The 24,346-nt window shown below is 73.1% G+C and carries 22 protein-coding genes; 6 read left to right on the forward strand and 16 right to left on the reverse strand.

From position 1 onward, the window contains the following. Positions 1 to 23: 23 nt before the first annotated feature. Positions 24 to 1,607, reverse strand: coding sequence for an MDR family MFS transporter (locus ACFYXU_RS28310; protein ID WP_361405644.1), 1,584 nt, complete (start codon positions 1,605 to 1,607; stop codon positions 24 to 26). Positions 1,608 to 1,708: 101 nt separating this feature from the next. Here ACFYXU_RS28310 and ACFYXU_RS28315 point away from each other — a divergent pair, with 101 nt between their 5' ends. Beyond that, positions 1,709 to 2,263, forward strand: a complete 555-nt coding sequence (locus ACFYXU_RS28315) for a helix-turn-helix domain-containing protein (RefSeq protein ID WP_329854652.1) — start codon at positions 1,709 to 1,711, stop codon at positions 2,261 to 2,263. 14 nt (positions 2,264 to 2,277) lie between these two features. Here ACFYXU_RS28315 and ACFYXU_RS28320 read toward each other — a convergent pair whose 3' ends face one another. After that, a complete protein-coding gene (locus ACFYXU_RS28320) occupies positions 2,278 to 2,961 on the reverse strand; it encodes a M23 family metallopeptidase (RefSeq protein ID WP_376515210.1) in 684 nt (227 codons plus the stop codon). Between the two features lie 474 nt (positions 2,962 to 3,435). Here ACFYXU_RS28320 and ACFYXU_RS28325 point away from each other — a divergent pair, with 474 nt between their 5' ends. Continuing rightward, the gene (locus ACFYXU_RS28325) at positions 3,436 to 6,447 is read left to right on the forward strand and encodes an NACHT domain-containing protein (RefSeq protein ID WP_389460600.1); all 3,012 of its coding nucleotides are present in this window, start codon (positions 3,436 to 3,438) and stop codon (positions 6,445 to 6,447) included. 63 nt (positions 6,448 to 6,510) lie between these two features. On the opposite strand, the gene ACFYXU_RS28330 is transcribed toward ACFYXU_RS28325, so the two are convergent. Continuing rightward, positions 6,511 to 9,033, reverse strand: coding sequence for an ATP-dependent Clp protease ATP-binding subunit (locus ACFYXU_RS28330; protein WP_329854656.1), 2,523 nt, complete (start codon positions 9,031 to 9,033; stop codon positions 6,511 to 6,513). Between the two features lie 462 nt (positions 9,034 to 9,495). On the opposite strand from ACFYXU_RS28330, the gene ACFYXU_RS28335 reads away from it, so the two are divergent. Beyond that, entirely contained in the window at positions 9,496 to 10,092 is a 597-nt protein-coding gene (locus ACFYXU_RS28335) for an SCO3374 family protein (RefSeq protein WP_389460602.1), read from the forward strand. Here ACFYXU_RS28335 and ACFYXU_RS28340 read toward each other — a convergent pair. The 10 genes from ACFYXU_RS28340 to ACFYXU_RS28385 form a co-directional block, all read right to left on the reverse strand. Beyond that, complete coding sequence (locus ACFYXU_RS28340) at positions 10,061 to 10,396, reverse strand: Lsr2 family protein (RefSeq protein WP_329854660.1); 336 nt, start codon at positions 10,394 to 10,396, stop codon at positions 10,061 to 10,063. The genes ACFYXU_RS28335 and ACFYXU_RS28340 overlap by 32 nt on opposite strands. Positions 10,397 to 10,550: 154 nt before the next feature. Next, positions 10,551 to 11,069: an amino-acid N-acetyltransferase gene (locus ACFYXU_RS28345; protein ID WP_329854662.1), complete on the reverse strand. Its 519-nt coding sequence runs from the start codon at positions 11,067 to 11,069 to the stop codon at positions 10,551 to 10,553. 15 nt (positions 11,070 to 11,084) lie between these two features. Continuing rightward, a complete protein-coding gene (locus ACFYXU_RS28350) occupies positions 11,085 to 11,504 on the reverse strand; it encodes a BlaI/MecI/CopY family transcriptional regulator (RefSeq protein WP_329854663.1) in 420 nt (139 codons plus the stop codon). A gap of 119 nt (positions 11,505 to 11,623) precedes the next feature. Further along, entirely contained in the window at positions 11,624 to 11,794 is a 171-nt protein-coding gene (locus tag ACFYXU_RS28355; RefSeq protein ID WP_329854664.1) for a hypothetical protein, read from the reverse strand. 14 nt (positions 11,795 to 11,808) lie between these two features. Continuing rightward, positions 11,809 to 12,384, reverse strand: coding sequence for a hypothetical protein (locus tag ACFYXU_RS28360; RefSeq protein WP_376509938.1), 576 nt, complete (start codon positions 12,382 to 12,384; stop codon positions 11,809 to 11,811). Between the two features lie 219 nt (positions 12,385 to 12,603). Next, positions 12,604 to 13,410 (reverse strand): type III pantothenate kinase, encoded by an 807-nt coding sequence (locus ACFYXU_RS28365; protein WP_329854665.1) that lies wholly within the window; start codon positions 13,408 to 13,410, stop codon positions 12,604 to 12,606. Then, the gene (gene nadC, locus ACFYXU_RS28370) at positions 13,410 to 14,429 is read right to left on the reverse strand and encodes a carboxylating nicotinate-nucleotide diphosphorylase (protein WP_376509812.1); all 1,020 of its coding nucleotides are present in this window, start codon (positions 14,427 to 14,429) and stop codon (positions 13,410 to 13,412) included. Before nadC ends, ACFYXU_RS28365 begins: the two co-directional genes overlap by 1 nt. Continuing rightward, positions 14,430 to 16,124 carry an L-aspartate oxidase gene (locus ACFYXU_RS28375; RefSeq protein WP_389460604.1) on the reverse strand — a complete coding sequence of 565 codons (1,695 nt, stop codon included), beginning with the start codon at positions 16,122 to 16,124 and terminating at the stop codon, positions 14,430 to 14,432. After that, complete coding sequence (panC, locus tag ACFYXU_RS28380; protein ID WP_376509816.1) at positions 16,121 to 17,191, reverse strand: pantoate--beta-alanine ligase; 1,071 nt, start codon at positions 17,189 to 17,191, stop codon at positions 16,121 to 16,123. The genes ACFYXU_RS28375 and panC overlap by 4 nt, the downstream gene beginning before the upstream one ends. Further along, a complete protein-coding gene (locus ACFYXU_RS28385; protein WP_361405624.1) occupies positions 17,188 to 18,168 on the reverse strand; it encodes a DUF2520 domain-containing protein in 981 nt (326 codons plus the stop codon). Before ACFYXU_RS28385 ends, panC begins: the two co-directional genes overlap by 4 nt. Before the next feature lie 126 nt (positions 18,169 to 18,294). Here ACFYXU_RS28385 and ACFYXU_RS28390 point away from each other — a divergent pair, with 126 nt between their 5' ends. Further along, positions 18,295 to 19,467 carry a threonine aldolase family protein gene (locus tag ACFYXU_RS28390; RefSeq protein ID WP_389407663.1) on the forward strand — a complete coding sequence of 391 codons (1,173 nt, stop codon included), beginning with the start codon at positions 18,295 to 18,297 and terminating at the stop codon, positions 19,465 to 19,467. A gap of 166 nt (positions 19,468 to 19,633) precedes the next feature. Here the strand turns inward: ACFYXU_RS28390 and ACFYXU_RS28395 are convergent, their stop codons facing one another. Beyond that, positions 19,634 to 19,837 (reverse strand): hypothetical protein, encoded by a 204-nt coding sequence (locus ACFYXU_RS28395; protein ID WP_376509820.1) that lies wholly within the window; start codon positions 19,835 to 19,837, stop codon positions 19,634 to 19,636. Between the two features lie 132 nt (positions 19,838 to 19,969). Between ACFYXU_RS28395 and ACFYXU_RS28400 the strand changes: the two genes are divergently transcribed. Continuing rightward, positions 19,970 to 21,058, forward strand: coding sequence for a DUF5937 family protein (locus ACFYXU_RS28400; RefSeq protein ID WP_376509822.1), 1,089 nt, complete (start codon positions 19,970 to 19,972; stop codon positions 21,056 to 21,058). Between the two features lie 68 nt (positions 21,059 to 21,126). Here the strand turns inward: ACFYXU_RS28400 and ACFYXU_RS28405 are convergent, their stop codons facing one another. Both ACFYXU_RS28405 and ACFYXU_RS28410 read right to left on the reverse strand, forming a co-directional pair. Continuing rightward, complete coding sequence (locus ACFYXU_RS28405) at positions 21,127 to 21,801, reverse strand: response regulator transcription factor (RefSeq protein WP_329854671.1); 675 nt, start codon at positions 21,799 to 21,801, stop codon at positions 21,127 to 21,129. Between the two features lie 78 nt (positions 21,802 to 21,879). Further along, complete coding sequence (locus tag ACFYXU_RS28410) at positions 21,880 to 23,082, reverse strand: sensor histidine kinase (RefSeq protein ID WP_389407666.1); 1,203 nt, start codon at positions 23,080 to 23,082, stop codon at positions 21,880 to 21,882. 100 nt (positions 23,083 to 23,182) lie between these two features. On the opposite strand from ACFYXU_RS28410, the gene ACFYXU_RS28415 reads away from it, so the two are divergent. Then, the gene (locus ACFYXU_RS28415; RefSeq protein WP_389461117.1) at positions 23,183 to 24,298 is read left to right on the forward strand and encodes an SAM-dependent methyltransferase; all 1,116 of its coding nucleotides are present in this window, start codon (positions 23,183 to 23,185) and stop codon (positions 24,296 to 24,298) included. Positions 24,299 to 24,346 lie beyond the last annotated feature (48 nt).

Genomic DNA, 24,346 nt, shown 5'->3' on the forward strand with positions numbered 1-24,346 from the left:
CGGCCCCACCGTCGTACGGATGATCAGACCGTCTCGGCGACCTTCGCGGTGTCGCCGGACTCCGCCTGGGGGGCGGCGGCCGGTCCGGCGCCGCGGAGCGCCACCTCCTTGACGAAGAAGGCGAGGACGAAGCCGAGGACGGCGACGGCCGAGGCGACCAGGAAGGCGCTGTGGGTGCCGGAGGCGACCGCGTGCTGGTAGGCCTCGCGCAGCGCGGCCGGCAGCTTGGCGAGGCTGGCCGCGTCGAGCTGGGCGGTCCGCTCGGTGAGTCCGCCGCCGCCCCGGGAGGCCATCTCGTCCTGGACGCGGCTGGTGAAGAGCGCGCCCATGATCGCGACGCCGAAGGAGGAGCCGAGGGTCCGGAAGAGGGTGGTGGAGGAGGAGGCGACGCCCATGTCCTTCATCTCCACGCTGTTCTGGGCGACCAGCATGGTGATCTGCATGAGGAAGCCCATGCCGGCGCCGAGGACGGCCATCCAGACGCCGGAGACCAGGCGCGAGGTGCCGGTGTCCATGGTGGAGAGCAGGAAGAGTCCGGCCACCATGAGCGCGCCGCCCGCGATGGGGAAGACCTTGTACTTGCCGGTGCTGGTGGTGAAGCGGCCGACGAGCAGCGACACGACCATCATCGACAGCAGCATGGGCAGGAGCAGCAGGCCGGAGTTGGTGGCCGAGGCGCCCTGGACGGACTGCTGGAAGATCGGCAGGTAGAGGACCGCGCCGAACATCACGAAGCCGGTGATGAAGCCGATCAGGGACATCAGGGTGAAGTTGCGGCTGCGGAAGATGTGCAGCGGCATGATCGGGTCACTGGCGCGGGTCTCGACGTAGAGGAACGCGGCGAGCGCGAGGGCGCCGCCGACCGCGAGGCCGACGATGGTGGCCGAGCCCCAGGCGTACTCCGTGCCGCCCCAGGTGGTGACGAGGACGATCGCGGTGATGCCGGCGGTCAGCAGCGCGGCGCCGAGGAAGTCGATCCGGGTGCCCGTGGCGCGCTGCTTCCTCGGCAGGTGCAGGACGGTGGTGACCATGGCGAGGGCGACGATGCCGAGCGGCAGGTTGATGTAGAAGGACCAGCGCCAGCCCCAGTGGTCGGTGATGGTGCCGCCGACGAGGGGGCCGCCGATCATGGCGAGGGCCATGACGCCGGCCATCATGCCCTGGTACTTGCCGCGCTCGCGGGGCGGGATCAGGTCGCCGATGATCGCCATGACGCCGACCATGAGGCCACCGGCGCCGAGGCCCTGGATGGTGCGGAAGCCGATGAGCTGGCCCATGTCCTGGGCCATGCCGCTGAGCGCCGAGCCGATCAGGAAGATCACGATGGACGTCAGGAAGACGCCCTTGCGGCCGAACATGTCGCCGAGCTTGCCCCACAGGGGCGTGGAGGCCGCGGTGGCCAGGGTGTAGGCGGTGACGACCCAGGAGAGGTGCTCCAGGCCGCCGAGCTCGCCGACGATCGTCGGCATCGCGGTGCCGATGATCATGTTGTCCAGCATCGCGAGCAGCATCGCGATCATGAGGGCGAGGAGGACGACGCGTACGCTGCGCGGCTGCGGGTCCACAGCCTCCCCCTCTGCTGCCTTAACGTCGTGTTTCGTCGCCATCTCGATCCCTTACCTGCCGCCCGGCTAGTTACTACACTGAGGAAGGTAGGCCGGTAACTAGCCGGGCGTCAAGTAAGTTTTCTGGAAAGTGGAGAGCAGCCATGGCCCGAGGCAACACCCGCCAGCGCATCCAGGACGTGGCTCTCGAACTCTTCGCCGAGCAGGGCTACGAGAAGACCTCGCTGCGCGAGATCGCGGAGCGGCTGGACGTCACGAAGGCCGCGCTCTACTACCACTTCAAGACCAAGGAAGACATCATCATCGGGATCTTCCAGGACCTGGCGCGCCCGATCGACGACCTGGTCGCCTGGGCCGCCGAGCAGCCGCGCACCCTGGAGACGAAGCAGGAGATCCTGCGCCGCTACCAGAAGGCCCTGCTCGCGGCGGCCCCCCTCTTCCGCTTCATGCACGAGAACCAGGCGACCGTGCGCGACCTGAGCATCGGGCTCACCTTCAAGGAGCGCTTCATCGCGCTCAACCAGTTCATCCAGGAGCCCGAGGCGCCGATGAAGGACAAGGTCCGCTCCGTGAGCGCGATCTTCGCGCTGCACGCGGGGACCTTCTTCATGGAGAACGTCGAGGGCGACCCCGAGGAGAAGCAGGAAGCCGTCCTCGAGGTCGCCCTCGATCTGATCGAGCAGGCCCAGCGAGCCTGATACGACCGGGTGCGTCAGACGCCGACGCCGTGCGAGCGCAGGAACGCCATCGGGTTGACGGCGGAGCCGTAGTTCGGGGTCGTGCGGATCTCGAAGTGCAGGTGGGGGCCGGAGGAGTTGCCGGTGTTGCCCGAGAGGGCGATCTTCTGGCCGGCGCCGACCTTCTGGCCGATGTGGACCTGGATCTTCGACAGGTGGGCGTACTGCGAGTACGTGCCGTTGGCGTGACGGACGACGATCGCGTTGCCGTACGCGGGGCCGTCGCCGCCGCCGTTCGGACCGGCCTTCACGACGGTGCCGGTGGCCGCGGCCTTGACCGGGGTGCCGACCGGGACGGCGAAGTCCTGGCCGGAGTGCTTGTGGGCCCACATGGCGCCGCCCTGGTTGAAGCTGGCGCTGAGGGTGTAGGCGGCGACCGGCTTGACCCACGCGGGGGTCGCCTTCTTGACGGCCTTCACGGGCGTGGCCTTCACGGCGGCGGCCTTGGCGACGGCGGCCTTCACCTGGGCGGCGACGTGGGCCTGGGCGTCGGCCTGGGCGGCGACGGCGGCGGACGCGGTCAGCGTGACCGGGGCCGCGGCCTTGCCCTCGGCGGCGAAGGCGGACCCTGCTCCGGCCACCAGCGACGCTCCCAGACCCGCGGTGACGAGAGCAACGGCGGTGACACGGGCGGCGGGGTTCATGACGCGCTTCGACATACGGGGGAAAACCTCCGGGAAGTACGGGACCCGACGCGAACGGTCGCTGCGCCGGGCTTGCTCCACCTTGGTAACCCGAGCCCCAGCCCATCCCAAAACACCCCATCTACGACATCACGTCGTAGCGATCTCCAGGGGAATGCGGCCCTTGACGCCCGACGGACGACGTCACGAAATCGGACAAAACAACCTCGCCGACACGGTTTATCCGCACATCGAGGGGGGAGTGAAGTGCCCGAATCGTGGCCCGGCGCCCGGTTCGGGCCCCTCGGGACCAAAGTCCCGGCAGTTGATCCCTAAACGTCCTGATTCACCCTCGATGCCGAGCACTATGCCGCCTAGTACCCTCCAAAACGCCTGTGCGCCTTGTCACCAGCGCCCCGTCCCCGATGGGACCTGGGTCACGCGACCGAGCCGCCCGGAACCCCGTCCCGCACTACGCTGACCGCTTCGGGACTCCACGGGGGGACACACATGGAACCGGCGCTCATCGGCACCCGCCTCGCCTCGGCCGCGATCGGCCCACTGCTGAGGAAACTGCTGGTCAGCGACGGTCCAGGGGCAGGTCTCACCGGCCCGTCCGGCACGATCCGGCTCTCCTCCCTGGTCTCCTTCCGCGGCGAGAGGCGCACCCTCACCGAACGGGACGTCCGCAAGCTCGCCGGAACCCTCGTCGCACGGGCCCGGGCCGGCGGCGGCGAGCCGCCCTTCCCCGCCGACGAGACCGAGGCCGTCACCGGCACCCTCGCGACGACCCTCCTCGCCCTCGGCGACCTCGACATGGACGACGCCCAGGCCGTCCACCTCGGCCACCGGGCCCTCGCCCGCCGGCTGCGCGGCGCCGCCCCGGCCCCGGACGGGCTCGCGGAGGCGTCCGTCCTCTTCCTCGACGCCGTCACCGAGCTGGCCTGCCGCCACATCCTGGAGTTCTTCACCCAGCGCTCCGCCTTCGTCCCCCGCACCCTCGTGGAGCAGACCCGCGGCCAGGCGGAACTCGGCACGAAGCTCGACGCGCTCACCGCCCGCGTCCCGCACCCGGACGTCCGGGACGCGGACTTCGAGCGCAGATACCTGGCCCACCTCACCAAGAAGCACGGCCGGCTCACCATCCACGGCATCGACCTGCACCACTCGCCGGACCGGTGGCCGCTGGACCTCGCCTACCTCTCCCTCGAAGCGACCGGCGCGGCGCCCGGCCCCGGCCTGCCCGACGGAACCGGGCACCCCGGCCACCCCGAGCAGGCCCTCCGCGCCGACCTCGCCCTCGCCCGCCACGACCGGGTCCTGCTGCGCGGCCTCGCGGGCTCCGGCAAGACGACCCTCGTCCAGTGGCTGACGGTCTCGGCCGCCACGGAGGGGAGCCCGGCCGGCATGGGGTACCTCCGCGGCCGCGTCCCCTTCGTCCTCCCCCTGCGCACCCTCACCCGCCACGGCGAACGGCTCCCCGCCCCCGACCGCTTCCTGTCCGCCGCCGGCTGCCCCCTCACCCCGCCCGACGGCTGGGCCGACCGGGTCCTCGCCGCCGGCCGGGCCGTCGTCCTCGTCGACGGCATCGACGAGATCCCGCCCGCCGAGCGCGGCCGGGCCCGCGACTGGATCCGCGGCCTCCTCGACGCGTACGAGGGCAACCGCTGGCTCGTCACCTCGCGCACCACCGCCGTCCGCGACGACTGGCTCGCCCCCGACGGCTTCACCGAGCTGACCCTCTCCCCCATGACCCGCGCCGAGGTCGCCACCTTCGTACGCCGCTGGCATCGGGCCGCCGGGCCGGAGGCGGAGCCGTACGAGCAGCCGCTCCTCGACGCGCTGCGCACCACCGGGCACGTCGCCCAGCTCGCCACCAACCCCCTGATGTGCGGGCTCGTCTGTGCCCTCCACCGTGACCGGCGCGGCTTCCTTCCCCGCGGCCGCAAGGCCCTCTACGAGGCCGCCCTGTCCATGCTCCTCGCGCGCCGCGACCGCGAGCGGGACATGGGCGCCCCGTCCGGCATCGCCCTCGCCGAGGCTCCGCAGATCCAGCTGATCCAGCGCCTCGCGTACTGGCTGACGCTGAACGGCCGCACCCAGCTGGACCGGGCCCACGCGGAGGCGCTCGTCCGGGAGGCGGTCCCGGCGGTCCAGGAGGCCGCGCCGCACGACCCGGGCGAGGTCTTCACCCACCTCCTGCACCGCAGCGGGCTGCTGCGCGAGCCGACGACGGACACGGTCGAGTTCGTCCACCGCACCTTCCAGGACCACCTGGCCGCCAAGGCCCTGGTGGACCACTGGGACATCGGCGTCCTGGTCCGCAACGCCGCCGACGACCAGTGGGAGGACGTCATCCGCATGGCCGTGGGCCACGCCCGGCCCCGGGAGTACGCGGAGATCCTGCGGGAGCTGCTGAAGGCGGCGGACGCGGCGCAGGACCGCCGGATCGGGCTCCGCCTGGTGCTGCTGGCGGCGTCGGCCCTGGACCACGCGACGGAGGTGTCCCCGGAGGTACGGGAGCGGGTGCTGGCCCGTACGGCGGAGGTGATCCCGCCCCGGAACCCGGACGAGGCCCGCGAGCTGGCGGCCGTGGGGCGGCTGGTCCTCGACCTGCTGCCGGGGCCGGAGGGGCTGAGCGACGAGGAGGCCCAGCTGGTCGTGACGGCGGGCACCCACATCGCCTCGGACGCGGCCCTCCCCTACCTGGCCCGGTTCGCCGACCACCCCGCGCTGAAGGTCCGCTCCCAGCTGATGTGGGGATGGGGACGCTTCGAGGCCGGGCCCTACGCGGAGGCCGTCGTGGCCCGCGTCTCCCCCGACGGCCTCCAGTACACCGCCGTCGACGACGAGCGCGCCGACGAGATCCTCCGCCTCACGGTCCCGCCCGAGCGGCTCGACGTCCGCGGGGTGTCGGACGGGCGGCTGGCCGCCCTGCTGGCCCGCTGCGACCCGCGCACCCTGGCCCTGACGCGGTACGGCAGGCTGCCGGACCTGACCGCGCTCGCCTCGCTCAGCCGGCTGGAGCACCTCAGCCTGACCCTCCACAGCGACGCCGACTGGCGGCTGGACGATCTTCCCGCTCCCGGGCCGCTGGAGTACCTGTCCTTCACCGCCTGGCCCGGGGACGGGCTGGCGGCTCTCCGTCACCGGCCCGGACTCCGCCGGCTCGTGCTGTGGGACACCCGGGTGACGGAACCGCGCTGGCACCAGGTCGCCGCGCTGACGACCGTGCGCGTGCTCACCGTCCGCGGCGACCACCTCGCCGTCTGCCCGGAGGACGTGCGGGTGCGTGGTGTCGACGAACTGCTCGTCGTCTGCTTCAACGGCCTGCCGCCCTCTCTCGACCGCCTCGCGCGGAACTTCCCCGACCTGCGCATCCTGCACCTGCACGCCGCCGGCCCGACCAGGCTGGACGTCTCCCCGCTCGCAGCCCTGCCCCGGCTCGCCGCCTTCTCGGCCGCCGGTGTCACCCTCACCGGCACCGAGCACCTCCCCCCGACCGTCCGGATCGGCACATGACGAAAGGGGCGGCCCCGGAACCGATCGGTTCCGGGGCCGCCCCTTCGGCTCTGGTGCTGAGCCTTACGCGTCCTTGGACAGGTTCGGGCCCGCGCCGCCCGCCGCCTCGATGGGCGGGGCGTCCGGCAGGGCCGTCTTCTCCTCGCCGCGGAAGGTGAAGGTGCGCTCGTCGCCCTCGCCCTCCGTGTCCACGACCACGATGTGACCGGGGCGCAGCTCGCCGAAGAGGATCTTCTCCGAGAGCGTGTCCTCGATCTCGCGCTGGATGGTCCGGCGCAGCGGCCGGGCACCCATGACGGGGTCGTAGCCCTTCTTGGCGAGCAGCTCCTTCGCGGACTGGGAGAGCTCGATGCCCATGTCCCGGTCCTTGAGGCGCTCGTCGACGCGGCCCACCATGAGGTCGACGATCTGGAGGATGTCGTCCTGGGTCAGCTGCGGGAAGACGATGATGTCGTCCACACGGTTGAGGAACTCGGGGCGGAAGTGCTGCTTCAGCTCGTCGCTGACCTTGGCCTTCATCCGCTCGTAGTTGGACTTCGTGTCGCCCTGGGCGGCGAAGCCCAGGTTGAAGCCCTTCGAGATGTCCCTGGTCCCGAGGTTGGTCGTCATGATGATGACCGTGTTCTTGAAGTCCACGACCCGGCCCTGGGAGTCGGTCAGGCGACCGTCCTCCAGGATCTGCAGAAGGGAATTGAAGATATCGGGGTGGGCCTTCTCGACCTCGTCGAAGAGGACGACGGAGAACGGCTTGCGGCGCACCTTCTCGGTGAGCTGGCCGCCCTCTTCGTAGCCGACGTATCCGGGCGGCGAACCGAAGAGGCGGGAAACCGTGTGCTTCTCGCTGAACTCCGACATGTCGAGGGAGATCATCGCGTCCTCGTCGCCGAAGAGGAATTCGGCGAGGGCCTTCGAAAGCTCGGTCTTACCGACACCGGACGGACCGGCGAAGATGAACGAGCCACCGGGGCGCTTCGGGTCCTTCAGACCCGCACGGGTCCGGCGGATGGCCCGGGAGAGGCCGATGACGGCGTCCTTCTGGCCGATGACGCGCTTGTGGAGCTCGTCCTCCATGCGGAGCAGACGCGAGGACTCCTCCTCAGTCAGCTTGAAGACCGGGATGCCGGTGGCGGTCGCGAGGACCTCGGCGATCAGCTCGCCGTCGACCTCGGCGACGACGTCCATGTCGCCGGCCTTCCACTCCTTCTCCCGCTTGGCCTTCGCGGCGAGGAGCTGCTTCTCCTTGTCGCGGAGCGAGGCGGCCTTCTCGAAGTCCTGCGAGTCGATCGCGGACTCCTTGTCGCGGCGGACGCCGGCGATCTTCTCGTCGAACTCGCGGAGGTCCGGCGGCGCGGTCATCCGGCGGATGCGCATCCGGGAGCCGGCCTCGTCGATCAGGTCGATCGCCTTGTCCGGGAGGAAGCGGTCCGAGATGTACCGGTCGGCCAGGGTCGCGGCCTGGACGAGGGCCTCGTCCGTGATGGAGACCCGGTGGTGGGCCTCGTACCGGTCGCGCAGACCCTTGAGGATCTCGATGGTGTGCGGCAGCGACGGCTCGGCGACCTGGATGGGCTGGAAGCGGCGCTCCAGGGCCGCGTCCTTCTCCAGGTACTTCCGGTACTCGTCGAGCGTGGTGGCGCCGATGGTCTGGAGCTCACCGCGGGCCAGCATCGGCTTGAGGATGCTGGCGGCGTCGATCGCACCCTCGGCGGCGCCCGCACCCACGAGGGTGTGGAGCTCGTCGATGAACAGGATGATGTCGCCGCGGGTGCGGATCTCCTTGAGGACCTTCTTCAGGCGCTCCTCGAAGTCACCGCGGTAGCGGGAGCCGGCGACCAGCGCGCCGAGGTCGAGGGTGTAGAGGTGCTTGTCCTTGAGGGTCTCGGGCACCTCGCCCTTGACGATGGCCTGGGCCAGGCCCTCGACGACGGCGGTCTTGCCGACGCCGGGCTCGCCGATGAGGACCGGGTTGTTCTTGGTGCGGCGGGACAGCACCTGCATGACCCGCTCGATCTCCTTCTCGCGCCCGATGACCGGGTCGAGCTTGGATTCGCGGGCCGCCTGGGTGAGGTTCCGGCCGAACTGGTCGAGGACCAGGGACGTCGAGGGGGTGCCCTCGGCAGGACCGCCGGCCGTGGCGGCTTCCTTGCCCTGGTAGCCGGAGAGCAGCTGGATGACCTGCTGCCGCACCCGGTTGAGGTCGGCGCCCAGCTTCACGAGGACCTGGGCGGCGACGCCCTCGCCCTCGCGGATCAGGCCGAGCAGGATGTGCTCGGTGCCGATGTAGTTGTGGCCGAGCTGGAGGGCCTCCCGGAGCGACAGCTCCAGGACCTTCTTGGCACGAGGGGTGAAGGGGATGTGCCCGGACGGGGCCTGCTGGCCCTGACCGATGATCTCCTCCACCTGCTGGCGGACCGCCTCGAGCGAAATCCCGAGGCTCTCCAGGGCCTTAGCGGCGACACCCTCACCCTCGTGGATAAGGCCCAGAAGGATGTGCTCGGTGCCGATGTAGTTGTGGTTGAGCATCCGGGCTTCTTCCTGAGCCAGGACGACAACCCGCCGCGCGCGGTCGGTGAACCTCTCGAACATCGTTAATCGCTCCTCAGAGCGGTCAGTCAGTTAGGGGTCGATCCCCTCCCTGTCCTTCCGCAGCTTAGTCCCGCAAGCGGGGACCGCTCATTCCAACTGCCGACATCCGTCCGGATCACCCCCACTCAAGCGGGGAGACCTGCTGCCGAACAGCCGACAAATGCTCCAACCCGATGGTGCGAGACGATGTTCCCGCAGGCCAAGTAGTTACCCGCGCCATGAGTACGCCGATGGCGAACGTGAGACGCCGAAGCCCGCGGGTCGCCCCTCTCCACTAGGAATGTCTTACCCGTAAGGACGGACACTCCATGCGGCGCACCCCGGTTCCCTCCGCTACCAGCGAACACCCTTGCGCTGCCGAATGCACGCGTACGCCCCATCCCGGACACCTTGCGCGTTCGTCCGGGGACCGAGTGTCACCGGAGGGCGTAACCCGCACGCCCCCGAGGGAGTTCCCCGGGCATGGCCCTCACCGTCCCGCCGCCCCGCTCGCCGGCCGACGGCGGGATCGCCCGGTGGTACGAGGACGGGCTCGGCTGGGCCACCGTCCCGGGTCCGCCGGTGGGTCTCGCCACGGGGGTGTGCTTCGACGTCCTGGAGGTGCCCGTCGCGGCCGGCCGGGGCGTGCTGCGCCGGGTGGGCGCGGCCACCGGGCCGGTGGCCCTGGTGGGGCCCCGGATGGGGCTGCTCGTGGCCGCCGGGAGCGCGGAGGAGCTGCCGGGGCTGCTCGACTGGCTGGAGTGGGGCGGGATCTCGCTGGACCTCGCGGTCCTCGGTGCCGACGGCCGGATGACCGCACCCCTTCCCCCGGGGTGGGGCGGATCCGGCGCGCCGGGCACCGCGGTGTGGCTGCGGCCACCCGTGCCGGGTCGCGAGGTCGAGCCCTCGCTGCCGGCGCTGCGCGCCGCGCCGTGGGGCGTTGCGGGCGCCCCCTGCCTGGTGCGTCTCGTGGCCGCCGCCGCGGCGGAGTGCCATCGGGTGCGGCTGCTGGGCGCGGTACCCGCGGGGCGGCTCAGCAGCTGTCGCCTCAGCGGTTCGCGTCCTCGTAGGCAGCCTTGATGTCGGCGGGAACGCGACCGCGGTCGTTGACGTTCATGCCGTTCTCCTTGGCCCACGCGCGGATCTTCGCGGTGTCCTGGCTGCCCGTCGCCACGGCGCGGCCCTTGCCCCGGCCGGCGGTGGTGCGGCCGCCGGTGCGACGGCCACCCGCGGTGTACGGCTCGAGCAGGCCACGGAGCTTTTCCGCGTTGGCGGTGGTGAGGTCGATCTCGTAGGTCTTGCCGTCCAGCGCGAACGTCACGGTCTCGTCCGCCTCGACGCCGTCGAGGTCGTCGACAAGAAGGACCTGAACCTTCTGTGCCACCGGATTTCCTTTCATCGAAAATGCAGTACGCGGAAAGGAAACCGCTTTTCCCGGAAAAACACAAACCCCTGGGAGAGGTTCAGAACCCCGGGAACGCGGGAAACGTGCGCGATTCGGACATAGGGTTCCGCGAGAGGAGTCCCGGGCTTCCGCGTCACAGGTGCAGAAGCATCCGGCTGTTGCCCAAGGTGTTCGGCTTCACTCGTTCGAGACCGAGGAACTCGGCGACTCCCTCGTCATAGGAACGCAGGAGCTCGCTGTAGACATCTCCGTCGACCGGGGTCTCGCCGATCTCGACGAAGCCGTGCTTCGCGAAGAAGTCGACTTCGAAGGTCAGGCAGAATACCCGCCGCACCCCGAGCCATCGGGCGGTGTGCAACAACTTGTCGAGCACCTGATGTCCGACGCCGGCTCCCTTGAACTCGGGAGCGACGGCGAGAGTACGGACTTCGGCGAGGTCTTCCCACATCACGTGGAGTGCCCCGCAGGCGACGACGGTGGCGTCCTCGTCGCGTTCCGCGACCCAGAACTCCTGGATGGACTCGTAAAGGGTCACGGTCGCCTTGTCGAGCAGGATGCCGCGCTGCACGAAAGGATCGACGAGACGGCGGACCGCGGCCACATCGCTGGTGCGGGCCCTGCGTACGGAGACGGCTTTGGCGGAGGTCGACATGGGGGGACGCTATCGCTACGGGCGGGGCGTCCCTTCCTCACCCTGGGCCTCGCGCGGGGCGGTGGGGATCGGGTTGTCGCGCTGCACGATCCGGATGGCGTCGTTCAGCGACTCGCGCTGTTCCGGCGACATCATGCCGAAGAAGGCGACGAGTGCGGCGGCGGGGTTGTCACTCTGTCCCCAGGCCTCGTTCATCAGCGCGGCGGAGTAGGCGGCGCGGGTGGAGACCGCCGTATATCGATAGGCGCGGCCTTCGACCTCGCGGCGGACCCAGCCCTTCTGATGGAGATTGTCCATGACGGTCATGACGGTGGTGTAGGCGATGGACCGTTCCTGCTGAAGGTCCTCCAGGACTTCCCGGACGGTGACCGGGCGGTTCCATTGCCAGACACGCGTCATGACCGCGTCTTCGAGTTCTCCCAGGCGGCGGGGCACCAGGCCACCCTAGTGGGAGAAAGCACAGTAAACGGCTATTGCCGCTCAGGAACGACAAAAAGGGTGCACGACCGGAAGCGGTCGCGCACCCTCGGAACTGTTGTACGAGCCCTGGACCCTCAGGAGCCCTCCGCCTGGCGGGCGGCCTCGGCGCGGGCGAGGGCGGCGTCCACGGCCGCGTCCTCCTTGGCCTTGTTCGGGCCGCCCTGGCTCTTGACGATCACGGTGACGAGGGCGATGAAGAACGCGGCCATCACGACCGGGGGCAGGAGCGCGGAAACGTAGTCCATGCCGTCCAGAGTAGCTATCCGGCGGCCCGCTCCTCGGGCGGGGGCGGGGGAACGGGGCGTCGGCGTGGCGGGAAGACCTCGGACGGCTTCGGAACCGGGCGCTCGGTCGGGGCCGGCGGCTTCGGCTTGGGCTCGTCGGCCGCCGCGCGACCGCCGGGCAGGGCGAGCAGGCGGGCCCGCGAGGGCGCCAGGGCGGCGGGCGGGGCGGTGGCCTGGGAGACCCGGGCCAGGCGCGCGCGTACGGAGCGCTCGGCGAGGACCTGGCAACGGGCCAGCAGCTCGGCCGCGGCCGGGTTGCGGCGCAGGGCCCGCAGGGCGGCGAGGTCGTCGGCGGCGGGGTCGTAGCCCGCGGTCAGCGCCTCCCGGAGGAGCTCCAGGTAGCCGCCGAGGGACCCCGGCAGCGCCTCGCGGTAGCGGGCCAGGTCGGCGAGGAGGAAGGCGCGCAGCCGGCCCGCCTCGCGCACCGCCTCGTCCACGGACTCGGCCAGGCGCAGGCAGTCCTGGACGTCCTCGTCCTGGAGGGGGGCAGGGTGGAGGGCGACGGCAAGGGCACGGCGGAGCACACGCAGCTCGTCCGCGCTGAACGCCATGCCGCCGCGGGATCCGTATGGCGTGGGCATGGGCCGACGATACGCGCTAATCGGACAATTTCCCCTTAGGGATCATTTCGGCGCGCCGTGACGATCTTCGGCCCTCGCGCCCCGCCCCGCGCGCTGTCCGGTCGCGCCGTCCCGCCGCGCGTCCGGGGCGTACCGTCGCGCGGCCGTGCCCGTGGCCGTCGTCCCGCCCCGCGGGCCTGCCCTCCGCCCCTACATGCGGGAGACGTTCCGCTCGTAGACCAGGCGCAGGCCGATCAGGGTCAGCCAGGGCTCGTGCTCGTCTATCTCCTTCGAGTCGGCGAGGACCATCGGCGCCAGGCCGCCGGTCGCGATCACCGTCACGTCGGAGGGGTCGCCCTTCGGCCCGACCAGTTCCCGCTTCATCCGGGCCACCACGCCGTCGACCTGGCCCGCGTACCCGAAGACGATGCCCGACTGCATGGCCTCGACCGTGTTCTTGCCGATGACGCTGCGCGGGCGGGCCAGCTCGATCTTGCGGAGCATGGCGCCCCGGACGCCGAGCGCCTCGACCGAGATCTCGATGCCCGGCGCGATCGCCCCGCCCGCGTACTCGCCGCGCGCGGTGATCGCGTCGTACGTGGTCGCCGTGCCGAAGTCCACGACGATCGCCGGACCGCCGTACAGCTCGACGGCCGCGACCGCGTTGATGATCCGGTCGGCGCCGACCTCCTTGGGGTTGTCCGTGAGGATCGGCACGCCGGTCTTCACGCCGGGCTCCACGAGCACCGCGGGCACGTCCCCGTAGTACCGGCGGGTGACCTCGCGCAGCTCGTGCAGCACCGAGGGGACCGTCGCGCAGATGGCGATCCCCTCGATGCCGTCGCTCAGCTCGACGCCGAGCAGCGGGTGCATGCCCATCAGGCCCTGGAGGAGGACCGCCATCTCGTCGGCGGTGCGGCTCGGGTCCGTGGAGATCCGCCAGTGCTCGACGATCTCCTCGCCGTCGAAGAGACCGAGCACCGTGTGCGTGTTGCCGACGTCGATGGTGAGCAGCATCAGGCGCGCACCTCGCGCAGGTCGAGGCCGATGTCGAGGATCGGGGAGGAGTGGGTGAGGCCGCCGACCGCCAGGTAGTCGACGCCGGTCGAGGCGTACGCCGCCGCGTTCTCCAGGGTCAGCCGGCCCGAGGACTCCAGGACCGCGCGGCCGGCGACCAGGGCGACGGCCTCCTCGGTCTCGATCGGGGTGAAGTTGTCGAGCAGGATCAGGTCGGCGCCCGCGTCCAGGACCTCGCGGACCTGGTGCATCGTGTCGACCTCGACCTCGATCGGCACCTCGGGGAACAGCTCGCGGACGGCCTTGAAGGCCTCGGCGACACCGCCGGCCGCCACCACGTGGTTGTCCTTCACCAGGGCCGCGTCGGAGAGCGACATGCGGTGGTTGACGCCGCCGCCGCAGCGGACCGCGTACTTCTCCAGGGCGCGCAGGCCCGGAGTCGTCTTGCGGGTGTCGCGGACCTTCGCCTTCGTGCCCTCCAGGGCGTCCGCCCACGCGCGCGTGGCGGTGGCGATGCCGGAGAGGCGGCACAGGATGTTGAGCGCGCTGCGCTCGCCGGTCAGCAGGTCGCGGGTGCGGGCGGTGGCGCTGAGGAGCACCTGCCCCGCCTCGACGCGCTCGCCGTCCTCGACGTGCCGCTCGACCTCGAACTCGTCGGTGCAGACGATCGACAGGACCGCCTCGGCGACGCGCAGACCGGCCACGACACCGGCCTCGCGGGCGGTGAAGTCGGCGGTGGCGACGGCGTCCTCGGGGACGGTGGCGACGGTCGTGACGTCGACCCCGCCGTCGAGGTCCTCGGCGATCGCCAGGTGGGCGATGTCCTCGACCTGGACGGGGTCGAGCCCGGCGTCGGCGAGCAGCTCGGCGAGGGCGGGGTCGAGCCCGCACTCGAACTCCTCGGCGCCGCCGCAGCCGCAGCCGTCGCCGCAGCCGCCGGCCTCCTCCGAGGAGACCGAGCTGATCTGGATGAGAGGGACGTCCACGGGCTCGGGACGGGCTTCCTCGGGCGTGCTCACTTACGGCTCCCTGGGGGCGTCGAGGGTGGGGGGAAAGTCGAAGGTGTCGGTGGTGCGGACCTCCAGGGTCCGCCCCTGGGTGAGGTGGACGACGAGGTGCCGGCGCCAGTCGGCGTCGTCGCGGTCGGGGTGGTCCTCGCGCCAGTGGCAGCCGCGGGTCTCCTCGCGGCGGCGGGCCGCCGAGACCAGGACCCGGGCGACGCACAGCAGGTTCGTGGTCTCCCAGGATTCCACGCCCGGCTCGGCCGCCTTGCTGTCGTCGTCGCCGCCCGCCACCGCGTCGCTGTGCAGCGCTTCGAGGGCCTCGGCGGCCTCCCGCAGGCTGGCCTCCGAGCGGATCACGCCCGCGCCGGCCGTCATGATCCGCTGGATACGGGTCCGGGCGCCGGCCACGGGCAGCGGCAGGGTCACCGGGACCGGGGGCGGCACGGGGACGCCCGCCGCGCGCGGCGCGGCCGCCGTGATCTCCTCGGCGATCCGCTCGGCGAAGACCAGGCCCTCCAGGAGCGAGTTCGAGGCGAGCCGGTTCGCGCCGTGGACGCCCGTGCAGGCCACCTCCCCGCACGCGTACAGGCCGGGCACGGTGGTCCGGCCGCGCAGGTCCGTGCGGATGCCGCCGGAGGCGTAGTGGGCGGCGGGCGCGACCGGGATCGGCTCCGTCACCGGGTCGATGCCGTGCGAGCGGCAGGCGGCCAGGATCGTCGGGAAGCGCTCCGCCCACATCTCGGCGCCGAAGTGACGGCCGTCGAGGTACATGTGGTCGGTGGACCGCTCCAGCATCCGGCGCGTGATGGCCTTGGCGACGATGTCCCGGGGCGCGAGCTCGGCGAGCTCGTGCTGCCCGAGCATGAAGCGGACGCCGTCGGCGTCGACCAGGTGGGCGCCCTCGCCCCGTACCGCCTCGGAGACCAGCGGCTGCTGGCCCTCGACGCCGGCCCCGAGGAAGAGCACCGTGGGGTGGAACTGGACGAACTCCAGGTCGGAGACCTCGGCGCCGGCCCGCAGCGCGAGCGCGACCCCGTCGCCGGTGGACACGGCCGGGTTGGTGGTGGCGGAGAAGACCTGGCCCATGCCGCCGGTGGCCAGGACCACCGCGGGCGCGTGGACGGCGCCGACGCCGTCGTGCTGCCCCTCGCCCATGACGTGCAGGGTGACGCCGGCCGTGCGGCCCTCGGCGTCGGTGAGGAGGTCCAGGACGAGGGCGTGCTCGATGAAGCGGACGCCCCGGTCGCGTATCGCCTCGACCAGCGCCCGGGAGATCTCGGCGCCGGTCGCGTCGCCGCCCGCGTGCGCGATCCGGCGGCGGTGGTGGCCGCCCTCGCGGGTCAGCGCGATCTCGCCGTCGGAGGTCTTGTCGAAGTCGGCGCCCGTGGAGATCAGGCGCCGGACGGCGTCCGGCCCCTCGGTGACCAGGGCCCGCACGGCCCGCTCGTCGCAGAGCCCGGCACCGGCGACGAGGGTGTCGTCGAGGTGCTGCTCGGGGGTGTCGCCGTCGCCGAGCGCCGCCGCGATGCCGCCCTGGGCCCAGCGGGTGGAGCCGTCGTCGAGGCGGGCCTTGGTGACGACCACCGTACGGAGTCCGGCGGCGGTGCAGCGGAGGGCGGCGGTGAGGCCGGCGACTCCGGAGCCGACCACGACGACATCGGCGTCGATGTCCCAGCCCGGCGCGGGCGCGTGCAGCCGTATTCCGGTCACTTGGTGGCTCCGAGGGTGAGGGGGATGTTGTCGATGAGCCGCGTGCTCCCCACGCGCGCGGCGACGGCGAGGACGGCCTCGCCGTCATGACCGTCGGCGACCTCGGTGAAGTCGGCCGGGTCGACGAGGGCCAGGTAGTCGAGGGTGAGCGGCGGCTCGGCCCGGGAGGCCTCGTCCAGGACGGCACGGGCCGCGGCCCGCACCGCCTCGGCGCGGCCGCCCTCGGCGGCCTGCGCGACGGCGTGGGCGTCGGCGGCGGCCCGGGCCTCGCCGAGCCGGGACAGGGCCTCGGCGCGGTTCTCGGCCCGGCCCTGGGAGCCGGGCAGCGAGGCGGCCCGCGCGCGCAGCGCCTCCTGGGCGGCGAGCCGCTCACGGGCCGTGAAGAGCGCGCGGGAGAGCGCCAGGGCGGTCCGGCGCTCCCCGGCCGACAGGTAGCGGTTGCGGCTGGACAGGGCCAGGCCGTCGCTCTCGCGGACGGTCTCCACTCCGACGATCTCGACGGGGAAGTTCAGGTCGCGGGCCATGCGGCGGATCAGGGCCAGCTGCTGGGCGTCCTTCTGGCCGAAGAAGGCCAGGTCGGGCGCGGTGAGGTGGAGGAGCTTGGCGACGACGGTCAGCATGCCGTCGAAGTGCCCGGGCCGGGAGGCGCCTTCGAGGCGCTCGCCCATGGGACCCGCGGTGATCCGCACCTGCGGCTCGCCGCCCGGGTAGACCTCGTCGGCGGAGGGCGCGAAGACGGCGTCCGCACCGGCCTCGGCGGCCAGCACCAGGTCGGCGTCGAGGGTGCGGGGGTAGCGGTCGAGGTCCTCGCCGGCGCCGAACTGGAGCGGGTTGACGAAGACGGTGACGACGACGAAGCCCTTCTCGCCCACGCGCGCGCGTGCGGCCCGGATCAGGGTGGCGTGCCCCTCGTGGAGCGCGCCCATGGTCATGACGACGGCGTTGCCGCCGGGCGTGCCCCGGTGGGCGACCGCGTCCGCGAGGTCCTCGGCCGTCGGCAGGAGGTCGGCGGGCCGGCGGCGGGCGTCCCGGCCGGTGGCGGCGCGGTCGCGGGCGAACAGGCTCATCGGTCTTCTCCTTGCGGCCCGTCTGCGGGGTCGGCGGGGTGGGCGGCGGTGCTCGGCCGCTCGGCGAGCACGCCGAGGAGGTCCTCGGCCAGCTCGGGCTTGAGCAGGCCGTGCGCGAGCGCCCGGTCGGCGGTGGTGCGGGCCATCGCCAGATACCCGGCGACGGTGCCGGGCGCGTGCTTGCGCAGCTCGGCGACGTGGGCGGCGACCGTGCCGGCGTCACCGCGCGCGACGGGCCCGGTGAGGGCCGCGTCGCCGGACCGCAGGGCGTTGTCCAGGGCGGCGCCGAGGAGCGGGCCCAGCATGCGGTCGGGCGCGGCGACCCCGGCCTTGTGGAGCAGCTCCATCGACTGGGCCACCAGGGTGACCAGGTGGTTCGCGCCGAGCGCCAGGGCCGCGTGGTAGAGCGGGCGCGCCTCCTCGGCGATCCACTCGGGCTCGCCGCCCATCTCGATCACCAGCGCCTCCGCGGCGAGCCGCAGCTCCTCGGGGGCGGTGACGCCGAAGGAGCACCCGGCGAGCCGCTGGACGTCGACGGCGGTGCCGGTGAAGGTCATGGCGGGGTGCAGGGCGAGCGGCAGGGCACCGGCCCGGCGGGCGGGGTCGAGGACCCGTGTCCCGTACCGCCCGGAGGTGTGCACGAGCAGCTGGCCCGGCCGGACGGCTCCGGTGTCCGCGAGGCCCTCGACCAGGCCCGGCAGCGCGTCGTCCGGGACGGTCAGGAGGACCAGGTCGGCGAGGGCGAGGACCCGGGCGGGCTCGACGACGGGGACGTCGGGCAGGAGCTCCGCGGCGCGGCGCCGGGAGGTGTCGGAGACCGCCGAGACGGCGACGGGACGGTGGCCGGCGAGCCGGAGCGCGGCGGCGAGGGCGGGGCCCACGCGGCCGGCGCCGACGACGCCGACGGTGAGCCGGGCGGGTCGGTCCTCGGCCCGGGGCTCCGAGGCTCTGGGCTCGGGCGCTGCTGGTGCGTTCACGGTGGGGACGGCCTTCCGTTCCAGTCCTCGGCGGGTACCGGACGATTTCTGGTCATGCTACGCCAGCGTTTCGCGGCGCTCCGTGGCCTGTCCACAGGGTGTGGGCGGTGGTGTGATGATCGGCCCATGAATCCTGTGACTCCTGCGGAGACCCCTGTGGACGAGGAAGCGGCCCGGCTCCACCGGGCCCGGGTGTGGGGCGGCGCCGAGCGGCGGCTGTGGGACAGCTCGGCGGACGGCACGGTCGGCGCGCGGCTGCGGGAACTGGCCGCCTGGGCGGAGGCCGCGGGCCACGACGAGGCCCCGCTCGACACGTACGGCAACGGGCTCGTGGAGGAGCTGGAGCGGCGCGTCGCCGAGGAGCTCGGGTTCCCCGCCGCGGTCTTCTTCCCGACCGGCACCATGGCCCAGCAGGTGGCTCTGCGCTGCTGGGCCGGACGCACCGGCAGCCCGGTCGTCGCCCTCCATCCGCTCGCCCACCCGGAGGTCCACGAGGGCGGGGCGTTCGGAGCCGTCTCCGGGCTCCGGACCGTCCATCCGACCGGCGCGCCCCGGCTGCCGACCGCCGAGGAGGTGCGGGACCACCCCGAGCCCTTCGGGACGCTGATGCTGGAGCTGCCGCTGCGGGACGCGGGCTTCGTGCTGCCGACCTGGGAGGAGCTGACCGAGGTGGTGGCGGCGGCGCGCGAACGCGACGCGGTGGTCCACTTCGACGGCGCCCGGCTGTGGGAGTGCGCGACCCGCTTCGGCCGCGGGCTCCCGGAGATCGCGGGGCTCGCCGACAGCGTCTACGTGTCGTTCTACAAGTCCCTCGGCGGGATGTCCGGGGCCGTGCTCGCCGGTCCCGAGGACGTGATGGAGGAGGCCAGGGTCTGGCGCCACCGGTACGGCGGCCTGGTCTTCCAGAACTACCCGGCGGCGCTGTCCGCGCTCCGGGGCCTGGACGTCGAGCTGCCCCGGCTGCCCGCGTACACGGCCCACGCGCGCGTGGTGGCCGACGCGATCCGGGAGGCGCTCGCGGAGGCGGGCACCGGCTGGTCCCGGATCCACCCGGAGACCCCGCACACCCACCAGTTCCAGGTCTGGCTGCCGTACGGGCCCGACGTCCTGACGGCGGCGGCCCTCGCCCAGACCGAGGAGACCGGCACGGCGCTCTTCCGCCGCTGGTTCACCCCCGCCTCGGGCGGCCCGCCGGGGGTGGCGGTGACGGAACTGACCGTGAACGGACCGGGCCTGGAGTGGACGGCGGAGGACGTGAAGGAGGCGGTACGGGACTTCCTGGCGCGCGTGGCGGGGTGACGGGCTCGGGCGGTGCGGGGCCTGCCCGCGCGCGTGGCGGGGTGACGGCCCCGGGCCGTACAGGAAGGTCGGGCGGTACGGGAGGGTCGGGCGGTACGGGAGGCTCGGGCGGTACGGGAGGCTCGGGCGGTACGGGACTTCCCGACCCACGTGGCGGGTGACGGGATCAGTGGCTGCGGTGCAGCCAGCGGCGCAGGGTCGTCCGGACGGGACCGTGCGCCGGGCGGCCCGCCCTCAGGCGCTCGGCGCGGCGGTGGGCGCGGACGGCCCGGAGCACGGCGACGTCATGGGTGCCGGGGGCCGGCGGCGCCGGTTCGCCGAGCGAGGCGGCACGGTAGGAGTCGAAGAGGTACTGGTGCAGAGCGTTCATGTCCTCACCGTGCGGCGCGCCGCCGGGGACCGGCCCCCCGATTGACCGCCCCCGTCAATCCGGGGCCCCGCGATTGACGGGGTCCGTCAAACGTGGCGACAGCTCCCCCGGCCCACCCCGCACCATGGACGGGTGAGCGTGAGCATCGACATCACCGGACTGCCGCACGAGCGGATCGCCTTCTGCCCCTCGCCGCTGGCCGAGCTGGGCGCCGCCCTGCACGCCCTCGCCGAGCCGGCGCACCACCCCCGGCTGCACGCCTGGACGACCACGACGGCGGCGGCCCTGAAGCCGGGGCTGGCGGACCGGCTCCACGAGGCCGACTTCATGTGGCGCTCGACCCGCGCCGACATCCTGCTGCCCGCCCGGCCCCGCGAGACGCTCGCGGAGGAGCTGGACGACCTCGACCTCATGGACGACGAGAAGTACGTGGGCTCGGCCCTGGAGATCTCCTGCGCCAGCCACTACACGCACGGCGCCCCCTCGCCGCTCGTCGACGAGCGGATGCGCCGCCGCGCCCTCGACCTGGCCGCCGCCCGGGGCCCGCGGCAGGTCGCCTTCGTGGAGCGGATGCTGGCCGACCCGCCCGGCACGCGCGCGTGGATCCGGCGGCTCCTGGAGGACTGCGACGAGGCCTTCTTCGCCGACACCTGGCGCCGGGTGCGCGTCCAGCTCGCCGCGGACGCCCGTCACAAGACCGAGCTGATGCGCCGCAGGGGGCTGGCCGAGGCCGTCGCCGACACCTCCTCCGCGATGGCCCTGGAGGAGGACGCGAGCGGCTGCCGGATCGTCGTCGACAAGCTGGTCCAGGGCCGCACCAGCGCGGAGGGCTCGGGCGTGACGTTCCTGCCGACCGCGTTCGGCTGGCCCCACCTCTTCGCCCTGCACACGCCCGGCTGGCAGCCGGTCGTCCAGTATCCGGTGCCCGCCCGCGACCTCGGCGGCGCCGCCCCCGTGGAGACGGTCAAGCTGCGCCTGGAGGCGATCGCGCACCCGATGCGGATGCGGCTGTGCCGCAGCCTGGCCCGGGGCGCGTACACGACGAGCGAGCTGGCCGACACGTACAACATCACCGCCCCCGAGGTGTCCCGTCACATGGCGGTCCTGAAGAAGGCCGGTCTCGCCACCACCCAGCGGCGCGGCCGGTACGTGCTGCACCAGCTGGACGTGGCCGTCGTCGCGCGGCTGGGCAGCGACTTCCTGGAGTCGGTGCTCCGCTAGCCGCCTTCCTGGCGCCGGTGCTCCGCCGGCCGCCTTTCTGGGAGCCGGTGCTCCGGCGGCCGGCCGGGTCAGAGGCCGCCGCCGCCCGCCCGGACCAGGCCCGTCTCGTACGCCAGGACCACGACCTGCACGCGGTCGCGCAGGCCCAGCTTGGTCAGGATGCGGCCCACGTGCGTCTTCACCGTCGCCTCGGAGAGGACGAGCCGGGCCGCGATCTCGCCGTTCGACAGGCCCTGCGCGACCAGCATCATCACCTCGCGCTCCCGGTCCGTCAGCCGCCCCAGCTCCTTGTGCTCGGGGTCCTTGCCCGAGGACGGCAGCATCGGCGAGAAGCGGTCCAGGAGGCGGCGGGTGGTGGAGGGCGCCACCACCGCGTCCCCGCTGTGCACCGAGCGGATCGCGCCGAGCAGCTCGGCGGGCGGCACGTCCTTCAGCATGAAGCCGCTCGCGCCCGCCTTCAGCCCCGAGAAGGCGTACTCGTCGAGGTCGAAGGTCGTCAGGATCAGCACCTTCGGGGCATCCGGCTGCGAGCAGATCCGCCGGGTCGTCTCCACCCCGTCCAGCTTCGGCATGCGCACGTCCATCAGGACGACGTCGACGGCCGTGGAGCGCAGCACTTCGAGCGCCTCGACGCCGTCGCCCGCCTCCGCCACGACCTCCATGTCCTCCTGGGCCGCGAGCACCATGCGGAAACCGGTCCGCAGCAGCACCTGGTCGTCGACGAGCATCACGCGGATGGACATCAGGTCAGTTCCTTAGGGGTCGTCAGTGGCCGGGAAGGACGGTGAGCGGGAGGGGGCTTCCGGGGGCCGGAGGGGTCGTCAGTGGGCGGGCTTGAGGGGGAGCAGGGCGCTGATCCGGAAGCCGCCGCCCGGACGCGGACCCGCGTCCAGGGTGCCGCCGACCATGCCGACCCGCTCGCGCATGCCGATCAGACCATGCCCGCGCCCGTCGGCGCCCCCGTCCTCGTACATCTCCTGCGGCGCGCCCCGGCCGTCGTCCTCGACGAGCAGCCCGAGGCCGTCGTCGAAGTAGACGAGCCGCACGCTGGCGCCGACATCCGGCCCGCCGTGCTTGCGGCTGTTGGTCAGGGCCTCCTGCACGATCCGGTAGGCGGTGAGCTCGACGCCGCTGGGCAGCGGGCGCGGGCTCCCCTCGATCGCGAAGTCGACGGTGAGACCGGCGCCCCGGACCTGCTCCACCAGGTCCTCGATCTGCCCGACGTCGGGCTGCGGCACGTACTCCCCGGCCTCCTGGTGCTCGCCGGTGCGCAGGATCCCGAGGAGCCGGCGCATCTCGGCGAGCGCCTGCCGGCCCGTCGAGGAGATCGTCTCCAGGGCCTGCTTGGCGGTGTCCGGGGAGGAGTCCATGACGTAGGCGGCGCCGTCGGCCTGGACCACCATCACGGAGACGTTGTGCGCGACGACGTCGTGCAGCTCGCGGGCGATCCGGGCCCGCTCGGCGGCGACCGCGACCTTGGCCTGGGCCTCGCGCTCCTTCTCCAGGCGGGTGGCGCGCTCCTCCAGCTGCGCGAAGTAGGCGCGGCGGGTGCGGAGCGAGTCGCCGAGGACCCAGGCGAGGGCGAACGGCACGGTCATGATGATGGTGAAGAAGACCTGGGCCGTGCCGGAGCTGTCAGTCTCCAGCGGCCATCTGAGCTGGGACAGCGTGGAGGCGCTGAGCCCGCCGATGAGGGCGAGCCGGGACGCCCAGCGCGGTCCGTCGTGCGCGGCGACGGTGAAGATGATCACGAGCATGGCGAAGTCGGCCAGGAACGGCCGCAGACCGAGGGCGAGCTGGGCGACGCCCAGCACGACCGTGAGGACCAGCATCTTCTCCGGGGCCCGCCGGCGCAGGGCCACGACCAGGGAGAACAGCGCGGCGACGAGACCGTACGCGACGGGGTGGTCCACCGTCGGGTAGGTCGTCCCCACCCACAGCACGGAGAGCCCGAGGAGGACGACGGCCCAGAAGACGTCGACGCCCGTCGGGTGTCTGCGGATGAAGTCGTAAAGGCGCTGCACGTCACCCAGAGTAGGGAAGGGGGACAGGTGCGGGGATCAACCGTGGGGCCGATCCTTGGCGCGGGGCCCGTACTCCCCGAGGTGGAGACTGGGGCACGTGATGGATGAGACGTGTCAGTGGCAGGGGTGGCGGGAGGCCACGGAGCGGGCGCTGTACGGCCCGGAGGGCTTCTACCTGCGCCCCGAGGGCCCCGCGGGTCACTTCCGCACCTCGGTGCACGCCTCTCCGCTCTTCGCGGCGGCCGTGGCCCGGCTGCTGGGCGAGGTCGCGGACGAGCTGGGCACCGACGAGGTCGACCTCGTGGACGTGGGCGCGGGGCGCGGTGAGCTCCTGACGGCGGTGCTCGCGGCCGTCGGGTCCTCGCTGACGGTCCGGGCGTGGGCGGTCGAGCGCGCGGCCCGCCCGGCCGGGCTCGACCCCCGGGTGGAGTGGACGGACCGGGTGCCGAGCGGCGTGCGCGGGCTGCTCTTCGCGAACGAGTGGCTCGACAACGTGCCGGTGGACGTCGCCGAGGCGGACGCGCGGGGCACGGTCCGGTACGTGGAGGTCGCGCCGGACGGCACCGAGCGCCTCGGCGGCCCCGTGACCGGCCCGGACGCCGACTGGCTGGCGCGCTGGTGGCCGCTGCGGGAGCCGGGCGCGCGGGCCGAGATCGGACGGCCCCGCGACGAGGCCTGGGCGGCGGCGGTGGGCCGCGTCGCCGCGGGCCGCGCGGTGGCCGTGGACTACGCGCACGTGCGGGCCTCCCGGCCGCCCTTCGGCACCCTGACGGGCTTCCGCGCGGGCCGCGAGGTCCCGCCGGTCCCGGACGGCAGCTGCGACGTGACGGCCCACGTGGCCCTGGACGCGTGCGCGGACCGGGCGGAGCACCCGGCCCCGGACGCGGACCCGGTGGAGCGACCGGCCCCGGACGCGGACCCGGCGCGGCGACCGGCCCCGGACGCGGGTCCGGCGGCGCGGGCCCGGGACGGCGGCGGGAGCGGCCCCGGGGCCGGGGCGGGGCTCCCGCGCGCCGAGCTGGTCACGCAGCGGGAGGCGCTGGGGCGGCTCGGGGTGTCCGGCGGGCGGCCCCCGCTCGCGCTCGCCTCGACCGACCCCGCCGGGTACGTCCGCGCGCTCGCCGCCGCCGGCCAGGCGGCCGAGCTGACCGCGCGCGGCGGTCTGGGCGACTTCCTCTGGCTGACCCAGCGGGTCCCCGCGGAGGGCGCCCGCTGACCCGCCGCGTCCGCCCTCCGGGCAGCGGCCCGGGGGCCGGGAGCGGCA

Source organism: Streptomyces sp. NPDC002232, assembly GCF_042890295.1.
Taxonomy (GTDB): Bacteria; Actinomycetota; Actinomycetes; order Streptomycetales; family Streptomycetaceae; genus Streptomyces.